The 15,226-nt window shown below is 75.4% G+C and carries 14 protein-coding genes; 9 read left to right on the top strand and 5 right to left on the bottom strand.

From position 1 onward, the window contains the following. The first annotated feature begins 136 nt into the window (after positions 1–136). Genes ACSDG8_RS06295 through ACSDG8_RS06260 form a run of 8 tightly spaced genes read left to right on the top strand, consistent with a single transcriptional unit; the run spans position 137 to position 8,833 of the window. A complete protein-coding gene (locus ACSDG8_RS06295) occupies positions 137–1,801 on the top strand; it encodes an HAD-IIIA family hydrolase (protein ID WP_374223530.1) in 1,665 nt (554 codons plus the stop codon). Further along, the gene (locus tag ACSDG8_RS06290) at positions 1,798–2,772 is read left to right on the top strand and encodes a glycosyltransferase (RefSeq protein ID WP_210894879.1); all 975 of its coding nucleotides are present in this window, start codon (positions 1,798–1,800) and stop codon (positions 2,770–2,772) included. Before ACSDG8_RS06295 ends, ACSDG8_RS06290 begins: the two co-directional genes overlap by 4 nt. After that, on the top strand, positions 2,757–3,974 hold the full coding sequence (locus tag ACSDG8_RS06285) for a glycosyltransferase (protein ID WP_210894878.1): 1,218 nt from the start codon (positions 2,757–2,759) through the stop codon (positions 3,972–3,974). The genes ACSDG8_RS06290 and ACSDG8_RS06285 overlap by 16 nt, the downstream gene beginning before the upstream one ends. Then, positions 3,974–4,666: a D-sedoheptulose-7-phosphate isomerase gene (locus ACSDG8_RS06280; protein WP_210894877.1), complete on the top strand. Its 693-nt coding sequence runs from the start codon at positions 3,974–3,976 to the stop codon at positions 4,664–4,666. Before ACSDG8_RS06285 ends, ACSDG8_RS06280 begins: the two co-directional genes overlap by 1 nt. Further along, entirely contained in the window at positions 4,663–6,159 is a 1,497-nt protein-coding gene (locus ACSDG8_RS06275) for a PfkB family carbohydrate kinase (protein ID WP_210894876.1), read from the top strand. The genes ACSDG8_RS06280 and ACSDG8_RS06275 overlap by 4 nt, the downstream gene beginning before the upstream one ends. 43 nt (positions 6,160–6,202) lie before the next feature. Beyond that, the gene (locus tag ACSDG8_RS06270) at positions 6,203–6,904 is read left to right on the top strand and encodes an SDR family oxidoreductase (protein WP_210894875.1); all 702 of its coding nucleotides are present in this window, start codon (positions 6,203–6,205) and stop codon (positions 6,902–6,904) included. Beyond that, positions 6,901–7,860 carry a glycosyltransferase family 9 protein gene (locus ACSDG8_RS06265; RefSeq protein WP_210894874.1) on the top strand — a complete coding sequence of 320 codons (960 nt, stop codon included), beginning with the start codon at positions 6,901–6,903 and terminating at the stop codon, positions 7,858–7,860. The genes ACSDG8_RS06270 and ACSDG8_RS06265 overlap by 4 nt, the downstream gene beginning before the upstream one ends. Next, the gene (locus tag ACSDG8_RS06260; protein WP_210894873.1) at positions 7,844–8,833 is read left to right on the top strand and encodes a DNA topoisomerase IB; all 990 of its coding nucleotides are present in this window, start codon (positions 7,844–7,846) and stop codon (positions 8,831–8,833) included. The genes ACSDG8_RS06265 and ACSDG8_RS06260 overlap by 17 nt, the downstream gene beginning before the upstream one ends. A 163-nt stretch (positions 8,834–8,996) precedes the next feature. Here the strand turns inward: ACSDG8_RS06260 and ACSDG8_RS06255 are convergent, their stop codons facing one another. From ACSDG8_RS06255 to ACSDG8_RS06235, 5 genes are all read right to left on the bottom strand, one after another. After that, positions 8,997–10,052, bottom strand: coding sequence for a helix-turn-helix domain-containing protein (locus ACSDG8_RS06255; RefSeq protein WP_210894872.1), 1,056 nt, complete (start codon positions 10,050–10,052; stop codon positions 8,997–8,999). 123 nt (positions 10,053–10,175) lie between these two features. After that, positions 10,176–10,679 carry a hypothetical protein gene (locus ACSDG8_RS06250; RefSeq protein WP_210894871.1) on the bottom strand — a complete coding sequence of 168 codons (504 nt, stop codon included), beginning with the start codon at positions 10,677–10,679 and terminating at the stop codon, positions 10,176–10,178. Between the two features lie 65 nt (positions 10,680–10,744). Further along, positions 10,745–12,376 carry a RecQ family ATP-dependent DNA helicase gene (locus ACSDG8_RS06245; protein WP_210894870.1) on the bottom strand — a complete coding sequence of 544 codons (1,632 nt, stop codon included), beginning with the start codon at positions 12,374–12,376 and terminating at the stop codon, positions 10,745–10,747. A 49-nt stretch (positions 12,377–12,425) separates the two neighbouring features. Continuing rightward, positions 12,426–13,376 (bottom strand): TIGR03557 family F420-dependent LLM class oxidoreductase, encoded by a 951-nt coding sequence (locus tag ACSDG8_RS06240; protein ID WP_210894869.1) that lies wholly within the window; start codon positions 13,374–13,376, stop codon positions 12,426–12,428. A gap of 87 nt (positions 13,377–13,463) precedes the next feature. After that, positions 13,464–13,586 (bottom strand): hypothetical protein, encoded by a 123-nt coding sequence (locus ACSDG8_RS06235; RefSeq protein ID WP_255358596.1) that lies wholly within the window; start codon positions 13,584–13,586, stop codon positions 13,464–13,466. 139 nt (positions 13,587–13,725) lie between these two features. On the opposite strand from ACSDG8_RS06235, the gene ACSDG8_RS06230 reads away from it, so the two are divergent. Continuing rightward, entirely contained in the window at positions 13,726–15,225 is a 1,500-nt protein-coding gene (locus ACSDG8_RS06230) for a glycoside hydrolase family 3 protein (RefSeq protein ID WP_210894868.1), read from the top strand. Position 15,226 lies beyond the last annotated feature (1 nt).

Here is a 15,226-nt window from a genome sequence, read left to right as displayed (position 1 = left end):
GGCGATGCGGGTTAGCTTCTCGGGGCGGCGGGTATCGCCGGACGTGGCACGCGTGCGCCGGCCGTACGGCACCGGCGGGGCGCGCCTGGCGCCGACGTCGACGTTTACTCCTCGGGGGCTCGGGAACCCGCCGCCCGTGCGACGGGACCAGGAGCGGGATCAGTGCAGGTCAGCCCGGGTTGACCCGGGTGCTGACCGGTTCCCGTCCGGCCTGTACGACGCGGTGCTGCTGGACCGGGACGGCACGCTGATCGAGGACGTGCCGTACAACGGCGACCCGGAGAAGGTACGGCCGGTGCCGGGTGCCCGGGAGGCGCTGGACCGGTTGCGGGCCGCCGGATTGCGGCTCGCCGTCGTCACGAACCAGTCCGGCCTGGCCCGCGGCTACTTCACCGAGGACGAGTTGCGCCTGGTCAACGCCCGGGTGGAGGAGCTGCTCGGCCCCTTCGACCACTGGGCGATCTGCCCGCACGCGGAAGCCGACGGGTGCGCCTGCCGCAAGCCCGCGCCCGGCCTGGTGCACGAGGCCGCTGCCGCGCTCGGCACCACGCCCACCCGGTGCGTGCTGATCGGGGACATCGGCGCGGACACGGCCGCCGCCGCCGCTGCGGGAGCCGCCACGATCATGGTGCCGACGCCGGCCACCCGGGCCGCCGAGGTGGCCGCCGCGCCGACGGTCGCCGCCGACCTGCCGGACGCGGTGAGCACCGTGCTGGCAAGGATGCGCCTGACTGCGGCGCCGGAACGCGCCCGCCGCAGTCGCCGGGGCACGGTCCTCGTCGTGCGCAGCGACGCCGCCGGGGACGTGCTGGTGACCGGTCCGGGCATCCGCGCGGTGGCGGCCGGGGCGCAGCGGGTGGTGCTGCTGTGCGGGCCACGCGGCCGGGCCGCAGCCGAACTGCTGCCCGGCGTGGACGAGATCATCGAAGCGCCGCTGCCCTGGATCGACGCGCCCGCCCCACCGGTCGACCCCGCCGCCATGCGCGCGCTCACCGACCGGCTCGCCACGGTACGCGCCGACGAAGCGGTCGTGTTCACCTCCTTCCACCAGTCACCGCTGCCCCTGGCCCTGCTGCTGCGCCTGGCCGGGGTGCCCCGGATCAGCGCCATCAGCGACGACTACCCCGGCAGCCTGCTCGACGTCCGCCACCGCGTCCCGGCCGGCGTACCCGAACCCGAACGCGCCCTGTCCCTCGCCGCCGCCGCCGGCTACGCGTTGCCCGACCACGACGAACCGGCGTTGCGCATCAGCACCGACCGGCTTCCGCCGCCCGCGGCCGAGGCCGGGGCGCCCGGCTACGTGGTGCTGCACCCCGGCTCCTCGGTGGAGACCCGCGCCTGCCCGGAGGAACTGGCCACCCGCGTGGTCCGGGTGCTCGGCGCGGCCGGTCACCGGGTGGTGGTCACCGGCGGGCCGGACGAGCGGGAGCTGACCGCCCGGGTCGCCGCGGCGGGCGGCATCGACCTGGGCGGGCGTACCGGGCTGGCGGAACTGGCCGCGGTGGTCGCCGGGGCCGGCGCGCTGGTGGTCGGCAACACCGGGCCCGCGCACCTGGCCGCGGCGCTCGGCGTGCCGGTGGTGAGCCTGTTCGCGCCGACGGTGCCGTTCGGACAGTGGGGGCCCTACCGGGTGCCGACAGTGCGCCTCGGCGACGCGGCAGCGCCCTGCCGGGACACCCGCGCCACCGTCTGCCCGGTCCCCGGGCACCCGTGCCTGTCGGCTGTCGAGCCGGGCCGGGTGCTGGAGGCGTTGCGGCTGCTCGGCGTGCCCGCGCCGGTCCCGGGCGGGGTGGTCGGATGAACATCCTGCTGTGGCACGTGCACGGCTCCTGGACGACGTCCTTCGTGCACGGCAAGCATCGCTACCTCGTGCCGGTCACCCCGGACCGCGGACCGTACGGCCTCGGCCGGGCCCGCACCTACCCGTGGCCGGACACCGCCGTCGAGGTCACTCCCGAAGACCTGCGCGACACCGACGTGGATCTGGTGATCCTGCAACGCCCCGAGGAACTCGACCTGGCCGCCGAGTGGCTCGGCCGCCGCCCCGGCCGCGACGTCCCGGCGATCTACGTCGAGCACAACACGCCGAAAGGCGACGTGCCGAACACCCGGCACCCGATGGCCGACCGCGACGACCTGCTGCTGACCCACGTCACCGCGTTCAACGAGCTGTTCTGGGACAACGGGACGACCCGCACCACAGTGGTCGACCACGGCGTCGTACCGCCCGCCGTCGAATGGACCGGTGAGCTCGACCGCCTCGCCGTCGTCATCAACGAGCCGGTACGCCGCTGGCGGGTCACCGGCACCGACCTGCTCGTCCGGTTCGCCGCCGTCGCCCCGCTCGACGTCTACGGCATGAAGGTGGCCGGTCTCGCCGCCCACCTCGGGCTGCCCGAGGACCGGCTGACCAGCCACGACGACGTACCCCAGCACGCCATGCACGCCGAACTCGCCAAACGGCGCGCCTACCTGCACCTGTGCCGCTGGACCTCACTTGGCCTCAGCCTCGTCGAGGCCATGACCATGGGCATGCCCGTGGTGGCGCTGGCCACCACGGAAGCGGTGGAAGCCGTACCGCCGGAGGCGGGCGCGCTCTCCACCCGGGTCGACACGCTCGTCGACGCCGCCCGTGGCCTGCTGGACGACCCGGAGTCCGCCCGCCGGGCGGGCGCCGCGGCGCGGGCCGCCGCCCGGGGCCGCTACGGCCTGGAGCGTTTCCTCGCCGACTGGGACCGGCTGCTGGAGGAGGAAGTATGCGCATCGCGATGATCTCGGAGCACGCCAGCCCGCTCGCCGTCCTCGGCGGGGAGGACGCCGGCGGCCAGAACACGCATGTCGCGGAGCTCTCCGCCGCGCTCGTGGCCGCCGGTCACGACGTCCGCGTCTACACCCGGCTCGACGCGGTGGACCTGCCGGTCAGCGTTCGCGCCCCCGACGGGTACGAGGTGGTGCACGTACCGTCCGGGCCGGCCGAGCCGGTGGCCAAGGACGACCTGCTGCCGTACATGCCGGCGTTCGGGGACTGGCTGGCCGACCGGTGGCGCACCGGCGACTGGCAGCCCGAGGTGGTGCACGCGCACTTCTGGATGAGCGGCCTGGCCGGGCTCGCCGCGGCCCGCCGCGCGGGCGTGCCGGTGGTGCAGACCTACCACGCGCTCGGCACCGTCAAGCGCCGCCACCAGGGCGTGCAGGACACCAGCCCGCCGGGCCGGGTCGAGCACGAGCGGAAGCTGGGCCGCTCGGTGGACCGGGTGGTCGCCCAGTGCCAGGACGAGGTCGCCGAGCTGGTCCGGATGGGCGTGCCCCGCTCCCGGATGACAGTCGTGCCGTCGGGGGTGAACCTCACGACGTTCTCCCCGCTCGGCCCGGTCGCCGACCGTGACGGCGGCCGGGCCCGCATCCTCACCGTCGGCCGGCTGGTCGAGCGCAAGGGCTTCCAGGACGTCATCCGGGCCGTCGCCGAGGTGCCGGACGCGGAGTGCGTGGTGGTCGGCGGCCCGCCGGCCGGGCTGCTGGAGACCGACCCGTACGCGTTGCGCCTGCGGACGCTGGCCCACTCCCTCGGCGTCGCCGACCGGGTACGGCTGGTCGGCGCGGTGCCCCGGGAGGAGATGGGCCGCTGGTACCGGTCGGCGGACGTGCTCGTCGCCGCCCCCTGGTACGAGCCGTTCGGGCTCACCCCGCTGGAAGCGATGGCGTGCGGCATACCGGTTGTCGGAACCGCCGTCGGCGGGCTCATCGACACGGTGGTGCCCGGCCGCACCGGCGACCTGGTGCCGGCCCGTGATCCGGCCGCCCTCGCCGCGGCGATCCGGGGGCTGCTCGGGGACCGGATCCGCCGGTTCGCCTACGCCACCGCGGCCCTGGAACGGGCCCGCACCCGCTACTCGTGGGCCACCGCCGCCGACCGCCTCACCGAGCTGTACGGCGAGGTGGCCACCGTCGGCCGCCCCACCCGGGTGGTCGCCTGATGGCGGCGACCCCGCCGGCCGCCGGCGGCACGCTGCTGGAGGACCACCTGGCGCTGCTGGCCGCCGCGCTGCTGCCGCTGCGGGAGTCGGAGCGGATGCTGGCCCGCTGGGGTGAGGAGCTGGCGCACCGGCTCGCCGCCGGCGGTCGGCTGCTGGTGGCCGGCAACGGCGGCAGCGCCGCCGAAGCCCAACACCTCACCGCCGAACTCGTCGGCAAACTCCGCCACGACCGACAACCCCTGTCCGCCATCGCACTACACGCCGAAACCAGCGCCCTCACCGCCATCGCCAACGACTACGGATACGACGAAACCTTCGCCCGCCAAGTACGCGCCCACGGCCGACCCCACGACATCCTCCTGCTCCTCACCACCAGCGGCACCAGCACCAACCTCCTCACCGCCGCCCACGCCGCCCACCAGAGCGGCCTACGCACCTGGGCCTTCACCGGACCCGCACCCAACCCCCTCGCCGACCTCTGCCACGAGCACCTGGCGATCGACTCGCCGGACGGGCAGGTGGTGCAGGAACTGCACCTGGTGGCCTCGCACGTGCTCTGCGAGTACATGGAACGGGCGCTGCCCGCGGCGCTCGCCGCCCCGGCGTCGGCCGAACCGGTGCGTACCGGCGTCGAGGTCGTGCTCGGCGACCCGGACCCGGCGACGCCCGCCGGACCGGGAGGCCGGGCATGACGGGGCCGGTGGTGGTGCTCGGGGACACGCTGCTGGACCGCGACGTCGAAGGTCTGGTGAACCGGCTCTGCCCGGACTCCCCGGTGCCGGTGCTCGACGAGACCGCTTCCGTCGACCGCCCCGGCGGCGCCGGCCTGGCCGCGGTCTTCGCCGCCGCCCAGGGCGCCGAGGTCGCGCTGGTCACCGCCGTCGCCGACGATGCCGGCGGGGCCCGGCTCGGCACGCTGCTCGCCGCCGCGGGGGTGCGGTTGTACGCGCTGCCGCTGGCCGGCGCCACACCGGAGAAGATCCGCCTGCGGGTACGCGGCCGGGTGCTGCTGCGCCACGACCGGGGCGGGGCGGCCGGCGTGCCCGGTCAGCCGAGCGACGCCGTGCTGCGGCTGATCGCCGAAGCGTCCGCCGTGCTGGTGAGCGACTACGGCCGGGGCGTGGCCGGGCATCCCGCGCTGCGCGCCGCGCTGGCCGCCACCCGGGCGCCCGTGGTCTGGGACCCGCATCCGCGCGGACCGGCCGCCGTACCCGGGGTGCACCTGGCCACCCCGAACGAGCCGGAGGCCCGCGACCTGGCCAAGACGCCGCCGGGCGGGTCCCGCCTGGCCGCCGCGTCCCGCAGCGCGCAGGCGCTGCGCCGCCGCTGGCAGGCGCGCGCGGTGGCGGTGACGCTCGGCGGGGACGGCGCGCTGCTCAGCCACGCCGGGTCCACGCCCCTGGTGGTGCCGGCACCGCCCGCCGAGGGGGACACCTGCGGGGCGGGCGACCGGTTCGCGTCCACCGCGACGCTGGCCCTGGCCCGTGGCGCGCTGGTCTCCGAGGCGGTGCAGGAGGCCGTCGCCGAGGCGTCCGCGTACGTGGCCGGGGGTGGGGTGGCGAGCGCGCTGCCGGCCCCGGTACGGGCGGTGGCCCCGGCGGTGGTCACCGGCGGCGGCGACCGGATCGGCGCCGGCGCGGCCGGTGAGGTGGTGGCCCGGGTACGCGCGGCCGGCGGCACCGTGGTGGCCACCGGCGGCTGCTTCGACCTGCTGCACGCCGGGCACGTGGCGACGCTCCAGGCGGCCCGGCAGCTCGGCGACTGCCTGGTGGTGTGCCTCAACTCCGACGCCAGCGTGGCCGGGCTGAAGGGCCCGGAGCGCCCGGTCGTGCCGCAGGGCGACCGGGGACGGCTGCTCGCCGCGCTCGGCTGCGTCGACGCGGTGCTGATCTTCGACGAGCCGAACCCGGAGGCGGCGCTGTCCTGGCTGCGCCCGGACATCTGGGTCAAGGGCGGCGACTACGCCAGCGGCGGCGGCGCCGAGACGCTGCCCGAGTCGGAGATCCTGGCCCGCTGGGGCGGGCACACGGTGGTCGTGCCGTACCTCGACGGGCGCTCGACCACCGACATGATCGCGGCGGCGCGGGCGGGGCGGGGCAGCGCCGGCTGGCCGGCCGCGACGGTCGACCCGGCGGAGGCCGTCGCGCAGGCGGTGGTCCGGTCCACGGCGAAGGGAACACGATGAACGATCGACGCATCCGATCCGGCGCGGTCGCGCGGGCGGCGGCATGAGCGCCCCCGCTCCCGGGGCCGGGCCCGCGGTCCTGGTCACCGGCGGGTCGAGCGGGCTCGGCGCGGCGGTGGTCGCCGCGGTGGCCCGCTCCGGTGGACGTCCGCTGGTGCTGGACCGGCAGCGTCCCGCCGACGGGGTGCCCTGGATCGAGTGCGACCTGGCCGACACCCGCGCCGCCGAGGCCGCCACCCGTGAGCTCGCGGAACGCTCCGGCGGGCTGGACGCCGTGGTCACCGCCGCCGGCATGGACGTGCCGGGGAAGCTGGCCGACATCCCGGCGGAGACCTGGGAACGGATCGTCACGGTGGACCTGCTCGCCACGGCCGCGGTGATCCGGGCCGCGCTGCCCTGGCTGGAGGCGTCGCGCGGCAACATCGTCACGGTGGCCTCGACGCTGGGCGTGAAGGCGGTGAGCGACGCGACGGCGTACTGCGCGGCGAAGTTCGGGGTGGTGGGCTTCACCCGGGCGCTCGCCGCCGAACTGGCCGGCGCGGTCGGCGTGACGCTGCTGATCCCCGGCGGCATGCGCACCGCGTTCTTCGACGAGCGGGACGCGCAGTACCGCCCCGGCCCGGACGCGGTGCTCAACGAGCCGTCCGACACCGCCGCCGCGGTCATGTTCGCGCTGTCCCAGCCGGCCGGTTGCGCGGTACGCGAGATGGTGGTCTGCGCCGCGCAGGAGTCGTCGTACCCGTGATCCTGGTGCTGCGGGCGCTCGGCGTCGGCGACCTGGTCACCGCCGTGCCGGCGCTGCGCGGCCTGCGCGCCGGCCTGCCGGGCCGGGAAGTGGTGCTCGCCGCCCCGGACTGGCTGGCGCCGCTGGCGGAGCTGACCGGAGCGGTCGACCGGGTGCTGCCCACCACCGGGCCGGACCGGATCGGGTGGACCGGGCCGCCGCCGGAGGTGGCGGTCAACCTGCACGGCCGGGGACCGCAGTCGCACCGGGCGCTGGCCGCCGTCCGGCCCGGCCGGACGCTCGCCTACCGCAATCCGGGCGCCGGTCATCCGGACGGCCCGGCCTGGGACGACGACGAGCACGAGGTCCGCCGCTGGTGCCGGCTGCTGCACGCGTACGGCCTGCCGGCCGACCCGGGGGACCTGGCGCTGCGCCGCCCGGCGGCGGTCGGCGTACCGGCCGGGGTGACGCTGCTGCACCCGGGCGGCAAGGTCCCGGCGAAGCGCTGGCCGGCGGAGCGGTTCGCCGGGCTGGCCCGGGAGCTGACCGCGCGGGGCCACCGGGTGGCGGTCACCGGGTCGGCCGGCGAGCGGGCGCTGGCCGAGCGGGTCGCCCGCGACGGCGGGCTGCCGCCGGAGGCGGTGCTGGCCGGCCGGACCGGACTGGCCGAGCTGGCCGCGCTCGTCGCGGGTGCGCGGCTGGTGGTCAGCGGGGACACCGGCGTGGCGCACCTCGCCACCGGCTACGGCACCGCCTCGGTGGTGCTGTTCGGGCCGGTGCCGGCCGCGCACTGGGGTCCACCGGCGGACCGGCCCCGGCACCGCGCGCTGGGTGCGATCGACCCCACCCCCGTCAACCGGGATTCGACCGGGTCGCGCGGGGTAGGAAGCCACCCGACATTGAATGCCATCGGGATCGACGAGGTGGTGGCTGCGGTGGCCGAGGTGGAACGGGTCTCCGGTGCGGTTGCGGCGTAGCGATCCGGGCCGGCCGGGCTACGCGCGCCGGCGGCGTGGCAAGGGCTGGCTGTTCCTCGGCCCGGACGGCGAGCCGGTGCGCGACGCCGGGGAGCTGGCCCGGCTGCGGGAGCTGGTCATCCCGCCGGCCTGGCAGGACGTGTGGATCTCGCCGTACCCGAACGGCCACATCCAGGCCACCGGCATCGACGCGGCGGGCCGCAAGCAGTACCTCTACCACTCGCACTGGCGGCGCAAGCGCGACGAGGCGAAGTTCGACCACGTGCTGGAGGTGGCGCACCGGCTGCCCGCGCTGCGGGACCGGGTCACGCACGACCTGACGTTGCGCGGGCTGCGCCGGGAGCGGGTGCTGGCCACCGTCGCCCGGCTGCTCGACATGGGCGCCTTCCGGGTCGGCAGCGACCAGTACGCCACCGGCGACGACCCGACCTTCGGGGTGTCCACGCTGCGCCCCGAGCACACCCGCTCCCGGGGCGGGTGCGTGGTCTTCGAGTTCCCCGCCAAGGGCGGCATCGAGCAGGTCCGCCGGATCGAGGATGCGGAGCTGTGCCAGGTGCTGCTGAACCTGCGCCGGCGGCGGCGGTCCCAGGAGCGGCTGTTCGGCTACTGGGACGGCCGGGCCTGGCGCGACGTGCGCAGCGACGAGGTGAACGACTACCTGCGCGACGCCAGCGGCGGGGAGATGACCGCGAAGGACTTCCGTACCTGGCACGCCACAGTGCTGGCCGCGGCCGAGCTGGCGACGGTGGGCCCGCAGCGCTCCGCCACCGCCCGCAGGCGCGCGGTGGCGGCGGTGATGCGCTCGGTGGCCGAACTGCTCGGCAACACCCCGACTGTGGCGCGGGCGTCCTACGTGGACCCGCGGGTGGTGGACCTCTACCACGACGGGGTGCTGGCGCCGGTGCAGCCGGAGATGCCGCGCGAGGCGGTGGAGAAATCCGTGCTGGCGCTGCTGGAGGAGGAGGCCGGCTGACCGCTGACCGGCCCCGTCGGTCCTGGGGGGAAGCGCGACGGGGCCGGAAACCTCGGCGGGCGCGGATGCGGGTGACCGCCGTCTGGCGGCCGCCCGCGGCCGGGCCGCCGCGGACGCCACGCCACGGCCCCCCGTTACCCGTGGGCCTCCGCCATGAGCGGTGTCAGCCCTGGTTCAAGTATGTCCGCGCCGAGTTGACTGCGGATGCCGTGGTGTTGACGATCCGTGCCGGTTCCAGGTGACGGGTCCGGTATGCCTGCGGCGTCTCCGCGTATGCGGCCCGGAACGCGCGGCTGAAGTGCGCCTTGTCCCGCAAGCCCCAGCGGGCGGCGATGAGCTGGATCGAGCGGTCGCTCAGGGCCGGGTCGGCGAGGTCGCGGCGGCACCGGGCCAGCCGCTCGTCGCGGATGTACGCCGCGACGGTGGTCTCCTCGTCCTCGAAGAGCCGGTGCAGCGAGCGCACCGAGATGTGGTGCGCGTCGGCGATCCGGCCCGGGTCCAGCGTGGCGTCGCCGAGGTGCTGCTCCACGTACGAGCGCACCTGGGCGAGCAGGGCGCGCCGCCGGATCTCGGTGGGGACCGCCTCCTCGGAGACCAGATTGCGGCCGAGCAGCGTGGCGACCAGGTCCAGGCCGATCCCGCCGAGCCGCTCGGCGTCGGCGGCGTGGTACTGCTCGGGGTGACCGGTGACCCGGATGAGGAAGTCGGCGAGCAGGCCGCCGACGCCCTCGGAGCCGGACATCCGCCCGGCGAACAGCGGGGCGAGGCGGCGGCGCGGCAGCGGCAGCGCGTCGTACGGCATCAGGGCCACGATGGAGCGGGCGTACGCGGGCCCGGCCGGGTCGGCGTGGTGGCTGACCTCGTGCGGGCGGGAACAGTCGTAGAAGGTGAGGTCGCCGGGGCGGCAGCGGGCCCGCTGTCCCGCCTGGTCGGCCTGGCTCGTCCCGGTGAGCGTGAGCGCGAGCAGGTAGTAGTCCGGGTCGGAGCGCTGGATCAGTTTCGAGGTGCGGACGCAGTCCACCGACGGGTAGCGGTAGCGGATGAGCTGCATCCGGCCCAGCTCGATGAATTCGGCCCGCGCGACGAAGTCGTCGGCGTGCGCGGTGCGCACCCGCAGCGGCGTCGGAGTGCCGGCCATCATGTCCAGCCACATGCCGAACCGCTCCCGTGGTGGCAGATCCTCCGTGTCGAGCACCTGCCGGCGCAGCCTGCCGTCCATCAACCCACCCCCGTGGTTGTCACACCTGTTAAAACCAGGACGCCCCACGGGGCCGAAAAGCGACACCCGTGGGGCCGTGACGTCCGTCATTGACGACAGGGGAGTCTTCTGTTAGCAGTCCGTTCAGTCGTTCAGCACCTGGGCCAGCCGGTCCCGGAACCGGCGCTCGGAGTCGGTCACCGTGTCGCCGCCGAGGCCCAGGAGGCCGCCGCTGGACGCCGCGCCCACCACCTGCTCGGCGATGTCCACCAGCCAGTGCCGGTACGCCCCGGCCTGGCCCTCGTCCACCCGGGCGGCGAGCAGCGCGGACGCCTGCCCGGCCCGGGCCAGCACGTCCTCGATCATCGCCTTCGGGTCCTGCGGCGTGATCACCGGCAGCTCCGCGCCGGCCTCCGGGTCGCCCACCCGCTCGACGACCTCACCGGCCACCGCGGCGACCAGCGGGCTGGCCGACTCCCGGCCGGCGGCGATGGTCTCCAGCCCGGCGGCGTTCTCGGCCATGGTGCGGCGGGTGCCGTCGGACTCGGCGGCGGCCGCCGCGGTGAGCACGGACTGCGGCAGCCCCACCAGCAGCCCCCACTCCTCGTCGGAGACGCCGAACCGGGTGTACGCCGGCTGCTCGATCACGATCAGGCCCCTTTCGCCGTGAGTCGTCGTTTGTCGACGGGCGCCGCCGCGGCGCCCGGGTCAGGCTAGTCGAGTTCCAGCAGTCCCTGTTCGGACACCACGGGCACGGAGAGCGTCTTGTAACCGACCTCGTCGAAGAGCACCGTCATCCGGTCCTCCTCGTAGCTGAGCACCAGGCCGGCGCCCCACTCCGGGTGGCGCACCTGGCTGTGCACGGGGAACGGCCCGACCGCGCCGTCGGCGGCCACGCTGGTGCCGGCGTGGCAGTTGTCGCAGTGCCCGCAGACCTCCTGCATCTGCTCGCCGAAGTACGCCAGCAGGGCCTGGCCGCGGCAGCCGGTGGTCTCGGCGAAGGCGCGCATCATGTCGGTACGCGAGCGGGTCACTGTCTGCTGCCGTTCCGCCTCGGCGAGCGCCGCGCGGCCCGACTCGGCGGCCTCCGGCGCGTACCGGGGCGCGCCGATGCGCTGCCTGGCCCGCGGCTCGGCGGCGCCGACCTGCTCCAGCAGGGACAGGTACTGGCCCAGCTTGCGCGGGCCGAGGCCGGTCAGCTCGCGCAGCTCCTTGCGGTTGCGGGCCTTGCCGCGCAGCACCGCCGCCAGTTCGGTCAGTTCCTTCTCGTCCGGCAGGCCGCCGCTGAAGTAGCGCTGCAGGCCGATGTCCTCGGCGCGCCACAGCAGCAGCACCCGGGCCGGTGAGCCGTCGCGCCCGGCGCGGCCGATCTCCTGGAAGTAGCTGTCCGGCGAGTCGGGCAGCGCCATGTGCACCACCCAGGCGATGTTCGGCTTGTCGATGCCCATGCCGAACGCCGACGTGGCCACCATGATCGGCACCCGGTCGGCGAGGAACGCCTCGTGCAGCTCGTGCCGGGCCGCGGTGGGCATGCCGCCGTGGTAGAACTCGGCCGGGAAACCGGCGCCGGTGAGCCGCTCGGACAGCTCCTCGGCCGCCCGGCGGGTCGGCACGTAGATGATGCCGGGCCGCTCGTCGTCGCGCAGCAACGCGATCAGCCGCCGCCACCGGTAGTCGTCGGTGGGGCAGTGGGCCACCTCCAGGAAGAGGTTCGGCCGGTCCAGCCCGGAGACCACCACCTCGGGCTCGCGCAGCCGCAGCCGGGCGATGATGTCGTCGCGTACCGGCGGGGAGGCGGTGGCGGTGAGCGCCACCACCGGCGGGCGGCCCAGGCCGTCGATCAGGTGGCCCAGCGCCAGGTAGTCCGGCCGGAAGTCGTGGCCCCACGCCGAGATGCAGTGCGCCTCGTCGATCGCCACCAGCGCCGGCTTCAGCTCACGGACCTCGGCGAGCCGGTCCGGGTTGCTCAGCGCCTCCGGCGTGATGAACAGGAACTCCGCACGCCCGGCCCGGATGTCCTCGATCGCCTCGGCCTGCTGGGCGGCGCTCTCGTCCGAGCTGATCCGCACCGCGCGCAGCTCCGGCCGCTGCCGTTCGTTGAGCGCGGCGATCTGGTCCTGCTGCAACGCCAGCAGCGGGGAGATCACCACCGTCGGGCCCGGGATCAGGCTGGCCGGGATCTGGTAGATCGCCGACTTGCCGGCGCCGGTGGGCAGCACCACCAGGGCGTCGCGGCGCTTCATGACGGCGCGCATGGCGGCGAGCTGGTTGGGCCGCAGCGCGGTCCAGCCGAACAGGTTCCGCGCCGCCCGGCGCAGGCTGGAGGAGTGCGTCGTCAGTTTCATCAAGCGCCTCAGCTACCCCCGGCGATCCCGCGCGAAACCGTTCTCCCGCTCATCGCAACCGGGGCAGGACCTCGTGCCGGTACAGGTCGAACAGCCCCTGCCAGTGCGGGCCGGTGTTCGCCACGTACACCTCGTCGAAGCCGGCCTTGGCGTACTTGTCGATCATCTCCAGATGGGCGTCGGCGTCCCGGCCGCAGACGAACGCCTCCCGCACCTGCTCCGGCGAGACCAGCTCGGCGGCCTGCTCGAAGTGCCGGGGGGAGGGGAGCACCTGGGACAGCTCGCCCGGCACGCCCGCGTTGGGCCAGCGCTCGTACGCGATCCGCGCGCCCTCGTCGGCGCTGTCGGCGTACGCGGCCTTGAACCCGCCCTGGCACGGCTTGTCACCGCCGCCGGCCTCGCGGAACCGGCGCACCATGTCGGCGTCGGGCATGGTGCTGACGTAGCCGTCGCCGATCCGGCCGGCCAGCTCGATCGACTTCGGGCCGAACCCGGAGACGTAGATCGGCGGGGGCGTGTCCGGCCGGGTGTAGATCCGCGCGCGCTCCACTGTGTAGTGCTTGCCGTGGTGGTTGACGAACTCACCGCGCCACAGTTCGCGGATTACCTCCACCGCCTCCTCCAGCATCTCCAGCCGCACGTCGGTCTGCGGCCACGCGTCGCCGAAGATGTGCTCGTTGAGCGCCTCGCCGGTGCCCACCCCGAGCACGAAGCGGCCCTCGTGCAGCACCGCGCTGGTGGCTGCCGCCTGCGCGATCACCGCCGGGTGGATGCGCACGGTCGGGCAGGTGACGGCGGTGGTCACGGGCAGCCGGCAGACCTGGCTGAGCGCGCCGATGGTGGACCAGACGAACGGGCTCTGGCCCTGCGCGTCGACCCACGGGTGGTAGTGGTCGGAGATCCACAGTGCCTCGAAGCCGGCCTGCTCGGCGCCGCGCGCCTGGGCCAGCAGCTCCGCGGGGGTGTACTCCTCGCTGGACAGGAAGTAGCCGATCTTCATGGTGGGTGCCCTCTCCGCTGTGCCCGGACGTCCGGACAGGGCAAGCCCTACCCCCGGCGACGGGCTCCAACCCGCCCCGGCGCGGGATCAGCGGCGGAACATGGCCCGGATCGCGATCAGCAGGAACAGGCCGCCGACGATCAGGCCGAGCAGGCGTACGCCGGGAATGTCGGCGGCGCTGGTGGCGTCGGCGAGCGGCAGGGCGGACATGTGGGAACTCTCCCACGGGTCGTCGCGGGGCGCCAGCGGCTAACAGTAAGGATTGTTGACTATTTAGCGGCGCGGTGTGACCATGGCAGCACCCGCCGGCCCCGGCGGGTCCGTGGGGGAGACGGGGGTACGACAGCACATGAGCGAGCGGACCGAGGGATCGACCGGAGGCCTGGCGGCGCTCGCCGCCGCCGTCCTGCAACCGGGGTTCGTCGGCACCACGCCGCCGCCGTGGGTGTGCCGCTGGCTCGGCGAAGGGCTCGGCTCGGTCGTCCTGTTCGCCCGCAACGTCGTCGACCACGAGCAGGTCGCCACGCTCACCGCGAACCTGCGCGCCGAGCGGCCGGACGTCATCGTCGCGATCGACGAGGAAGCCGGCGACGTCACCCGGATCGAGTCCGCCCGGGGCAGCTCGCGGCCCGGCAACTACGCGCTCGGCGCGGTCGACGACCCGGCGCTGACCGAGGAGGTCGCCCGGGACCTCGGCGCCGAACTGGCAGCCGTCGGCGTCACGCTGAACTACGCCCCGGACGCCGACGTCAACTCCAACCCGGCCAACCCGGTCATCGGGGTACGCGCGTTCGGCGCCGACCCGGATCTGGTCGCCCGGCACACCGCCGCCTGGGTACGCGGTTTGCAGTCCGGCGGCGTCGCCGCCTGCGCCAAGCACTTCCCCGGGCACGGCGACACCCGGGTCGACTCGCACCACGACCTGCCCCGCATCGGCGGCGACCGGGCCCGCCTCGACGCGGTCGAGCTCGCCCCGTTCCGGGCCGCCGTGGCAGCCGGGACGCAGGCGGTGATGACCGGCCACCTGCTGGTGCCGGCGCTGGACCCGGAGCTGCCCGCCACGCTCAGCCCGCGCGTGCTGGGCGGCCTGCTGCGCGAGGAGATGGGCTTCGGCGGCGTGGTGGTCACCGACGCGGTGGAGATGCGCGCGGTGTCCGACCGGTACGGCTTCACCGGCGCGGCGGTACGCGCGCTCGTCGCCGGCGCCGACGCGATCTGCATCGGCGGGGAACGGGCCACCGAGGCCGACGCCCGTGAGCTGCGCGACGCGATCGTCGCCGCGGTGATCAGCGGGGAGTTGCCCGAGGAACGGCTCGCCGAGGCGGCCAAGCGTGTCGGTCAGCTCGCCGCCTGGAGCGTCGCCGCCCGTGCCCGCCGGATCACCGGCACGCCACCGGCCGACGGCTCACCGATCGGGCTGGCCGCCGCCCGCCGGGCGGTACGGGTCAGCGGCGACACCGCGCTGCTGCCGCTTTCCGGGCCGGCGCACGTGGTGGAGTTCGCGCCGCCGCGCAACATCGCCATCGGCGAGGAGACGCCGTGGGGGATCGCCGCGCCCCTGGCCGGCCTGGCGCCGGGCACCACGACCGCCCGCTACGCCGCCGACGCCGTACCGGCCGACCCGGGCGACGTACCGGCCGGACGGCCGCTCGTGCTGGTGGTGCGCGACCTGCACCGGCACGACTGGATGCGGGACGCGGTGCGCCGGGCGCTCGCCGCTCGCCCGGACGCGGTGGTCGTCGAACTGGGCGTGCCCGAGCTGGTCACCGGCGCGGTGCACCTGGCCACCCACGGCGCCACGGCCGCCGCGGCGAGAGCCGCCGCCGAGGTGCTCACCGGCGCCCGCTGAC

The organism is Micromonospora sp. LA-10, from assembly GCF_051853095.1.
In the GTDB taxonomy this organism is placed as follows: Bacteria; Actinomycetota; Actinomycetes; order Mycobacteriales; family Micromonosporaceae; genus Micromonospora; species Micromonospora echinospora_A.
This window is presented reverse-complemented; position numbering and strand designations above follow the sequence as displayed.

Bases quoted from the DNA above. Each gene is read 5' to 3' on its own strand.
- ACSDG8_RS06270 (WP_210894875.1), top strand. From the start codon at position 6,203: ATGAGCGCCCCCGCTCCCGGGGCCGGGCCCGCGGTCCTGGTCACCGGC.
- ACSDG8_RS06280 (WP_210894877.1), top strand. From the start codon at position 3,974: ATGGCGGCGACCCCGCCGGCCGCCGGCGGCACGCTGCTGGAGGACCAC.
- ACSDG8_RS06255 (WP_210894872.1), bottom strand. From the start codon at position 10,052: ATGGACGGCAGGCTGCGCCGGCAGGTGCTCGACACGGAGGATCTGCCA.
- ACSDG8_RS06275 (WP_210894876.1), top strand. From the start codon at position 4,663: ATGACGGGGCCGGTGGTGGTGCTCGGGGACACGCTGCTGGACCGCGAC.
- ACSDG8_RS06290 (WP_210894879.1), top strand. From the start codon at position 1,798: ATGAACATCCTGCTGTGGCACGTGCACGGCTCCTGGACGACGTCCTTC.
- ACSDG8_RS06245 (WP_210894870.1), bottom strand. From the start codon at position 12,376: ATGAAACTGACGACGCACTCCTCCAGCCTGCGCCGGGCGGCGCGGAAC.
- ACSDG8_RS06240 (WP_210894869.1), bottom strand. From the start codon at position 13,376: ATGAAGATCGGCTACTTCCTGTCCAGCGAGGAGTACACCCCCGCGGAG.
- ACSDG8_RS06285 (WP_210894878.1), top strand. From the start codon at position 2,757: ATGCGCATCGCGATGATCTCGGAGCACGCCAGCCCGCTCGCCGTCCTC.
- ACSDG8_RS06230 (WP_210894868.1), top strand. From the start codon at position 13,726: ATGAGCGAGCGGACCGAGGGATCGACCGGAGGCCTGGCGGCGCTCGCC.
- ACSDG8_RS06235 (WP_255358596.1), bottom strand. From the start codon at position 13,586: ATGTCCGCCCTGCCGCTCGCCGACGCCACCAGCGCCGCCGACATTCCC.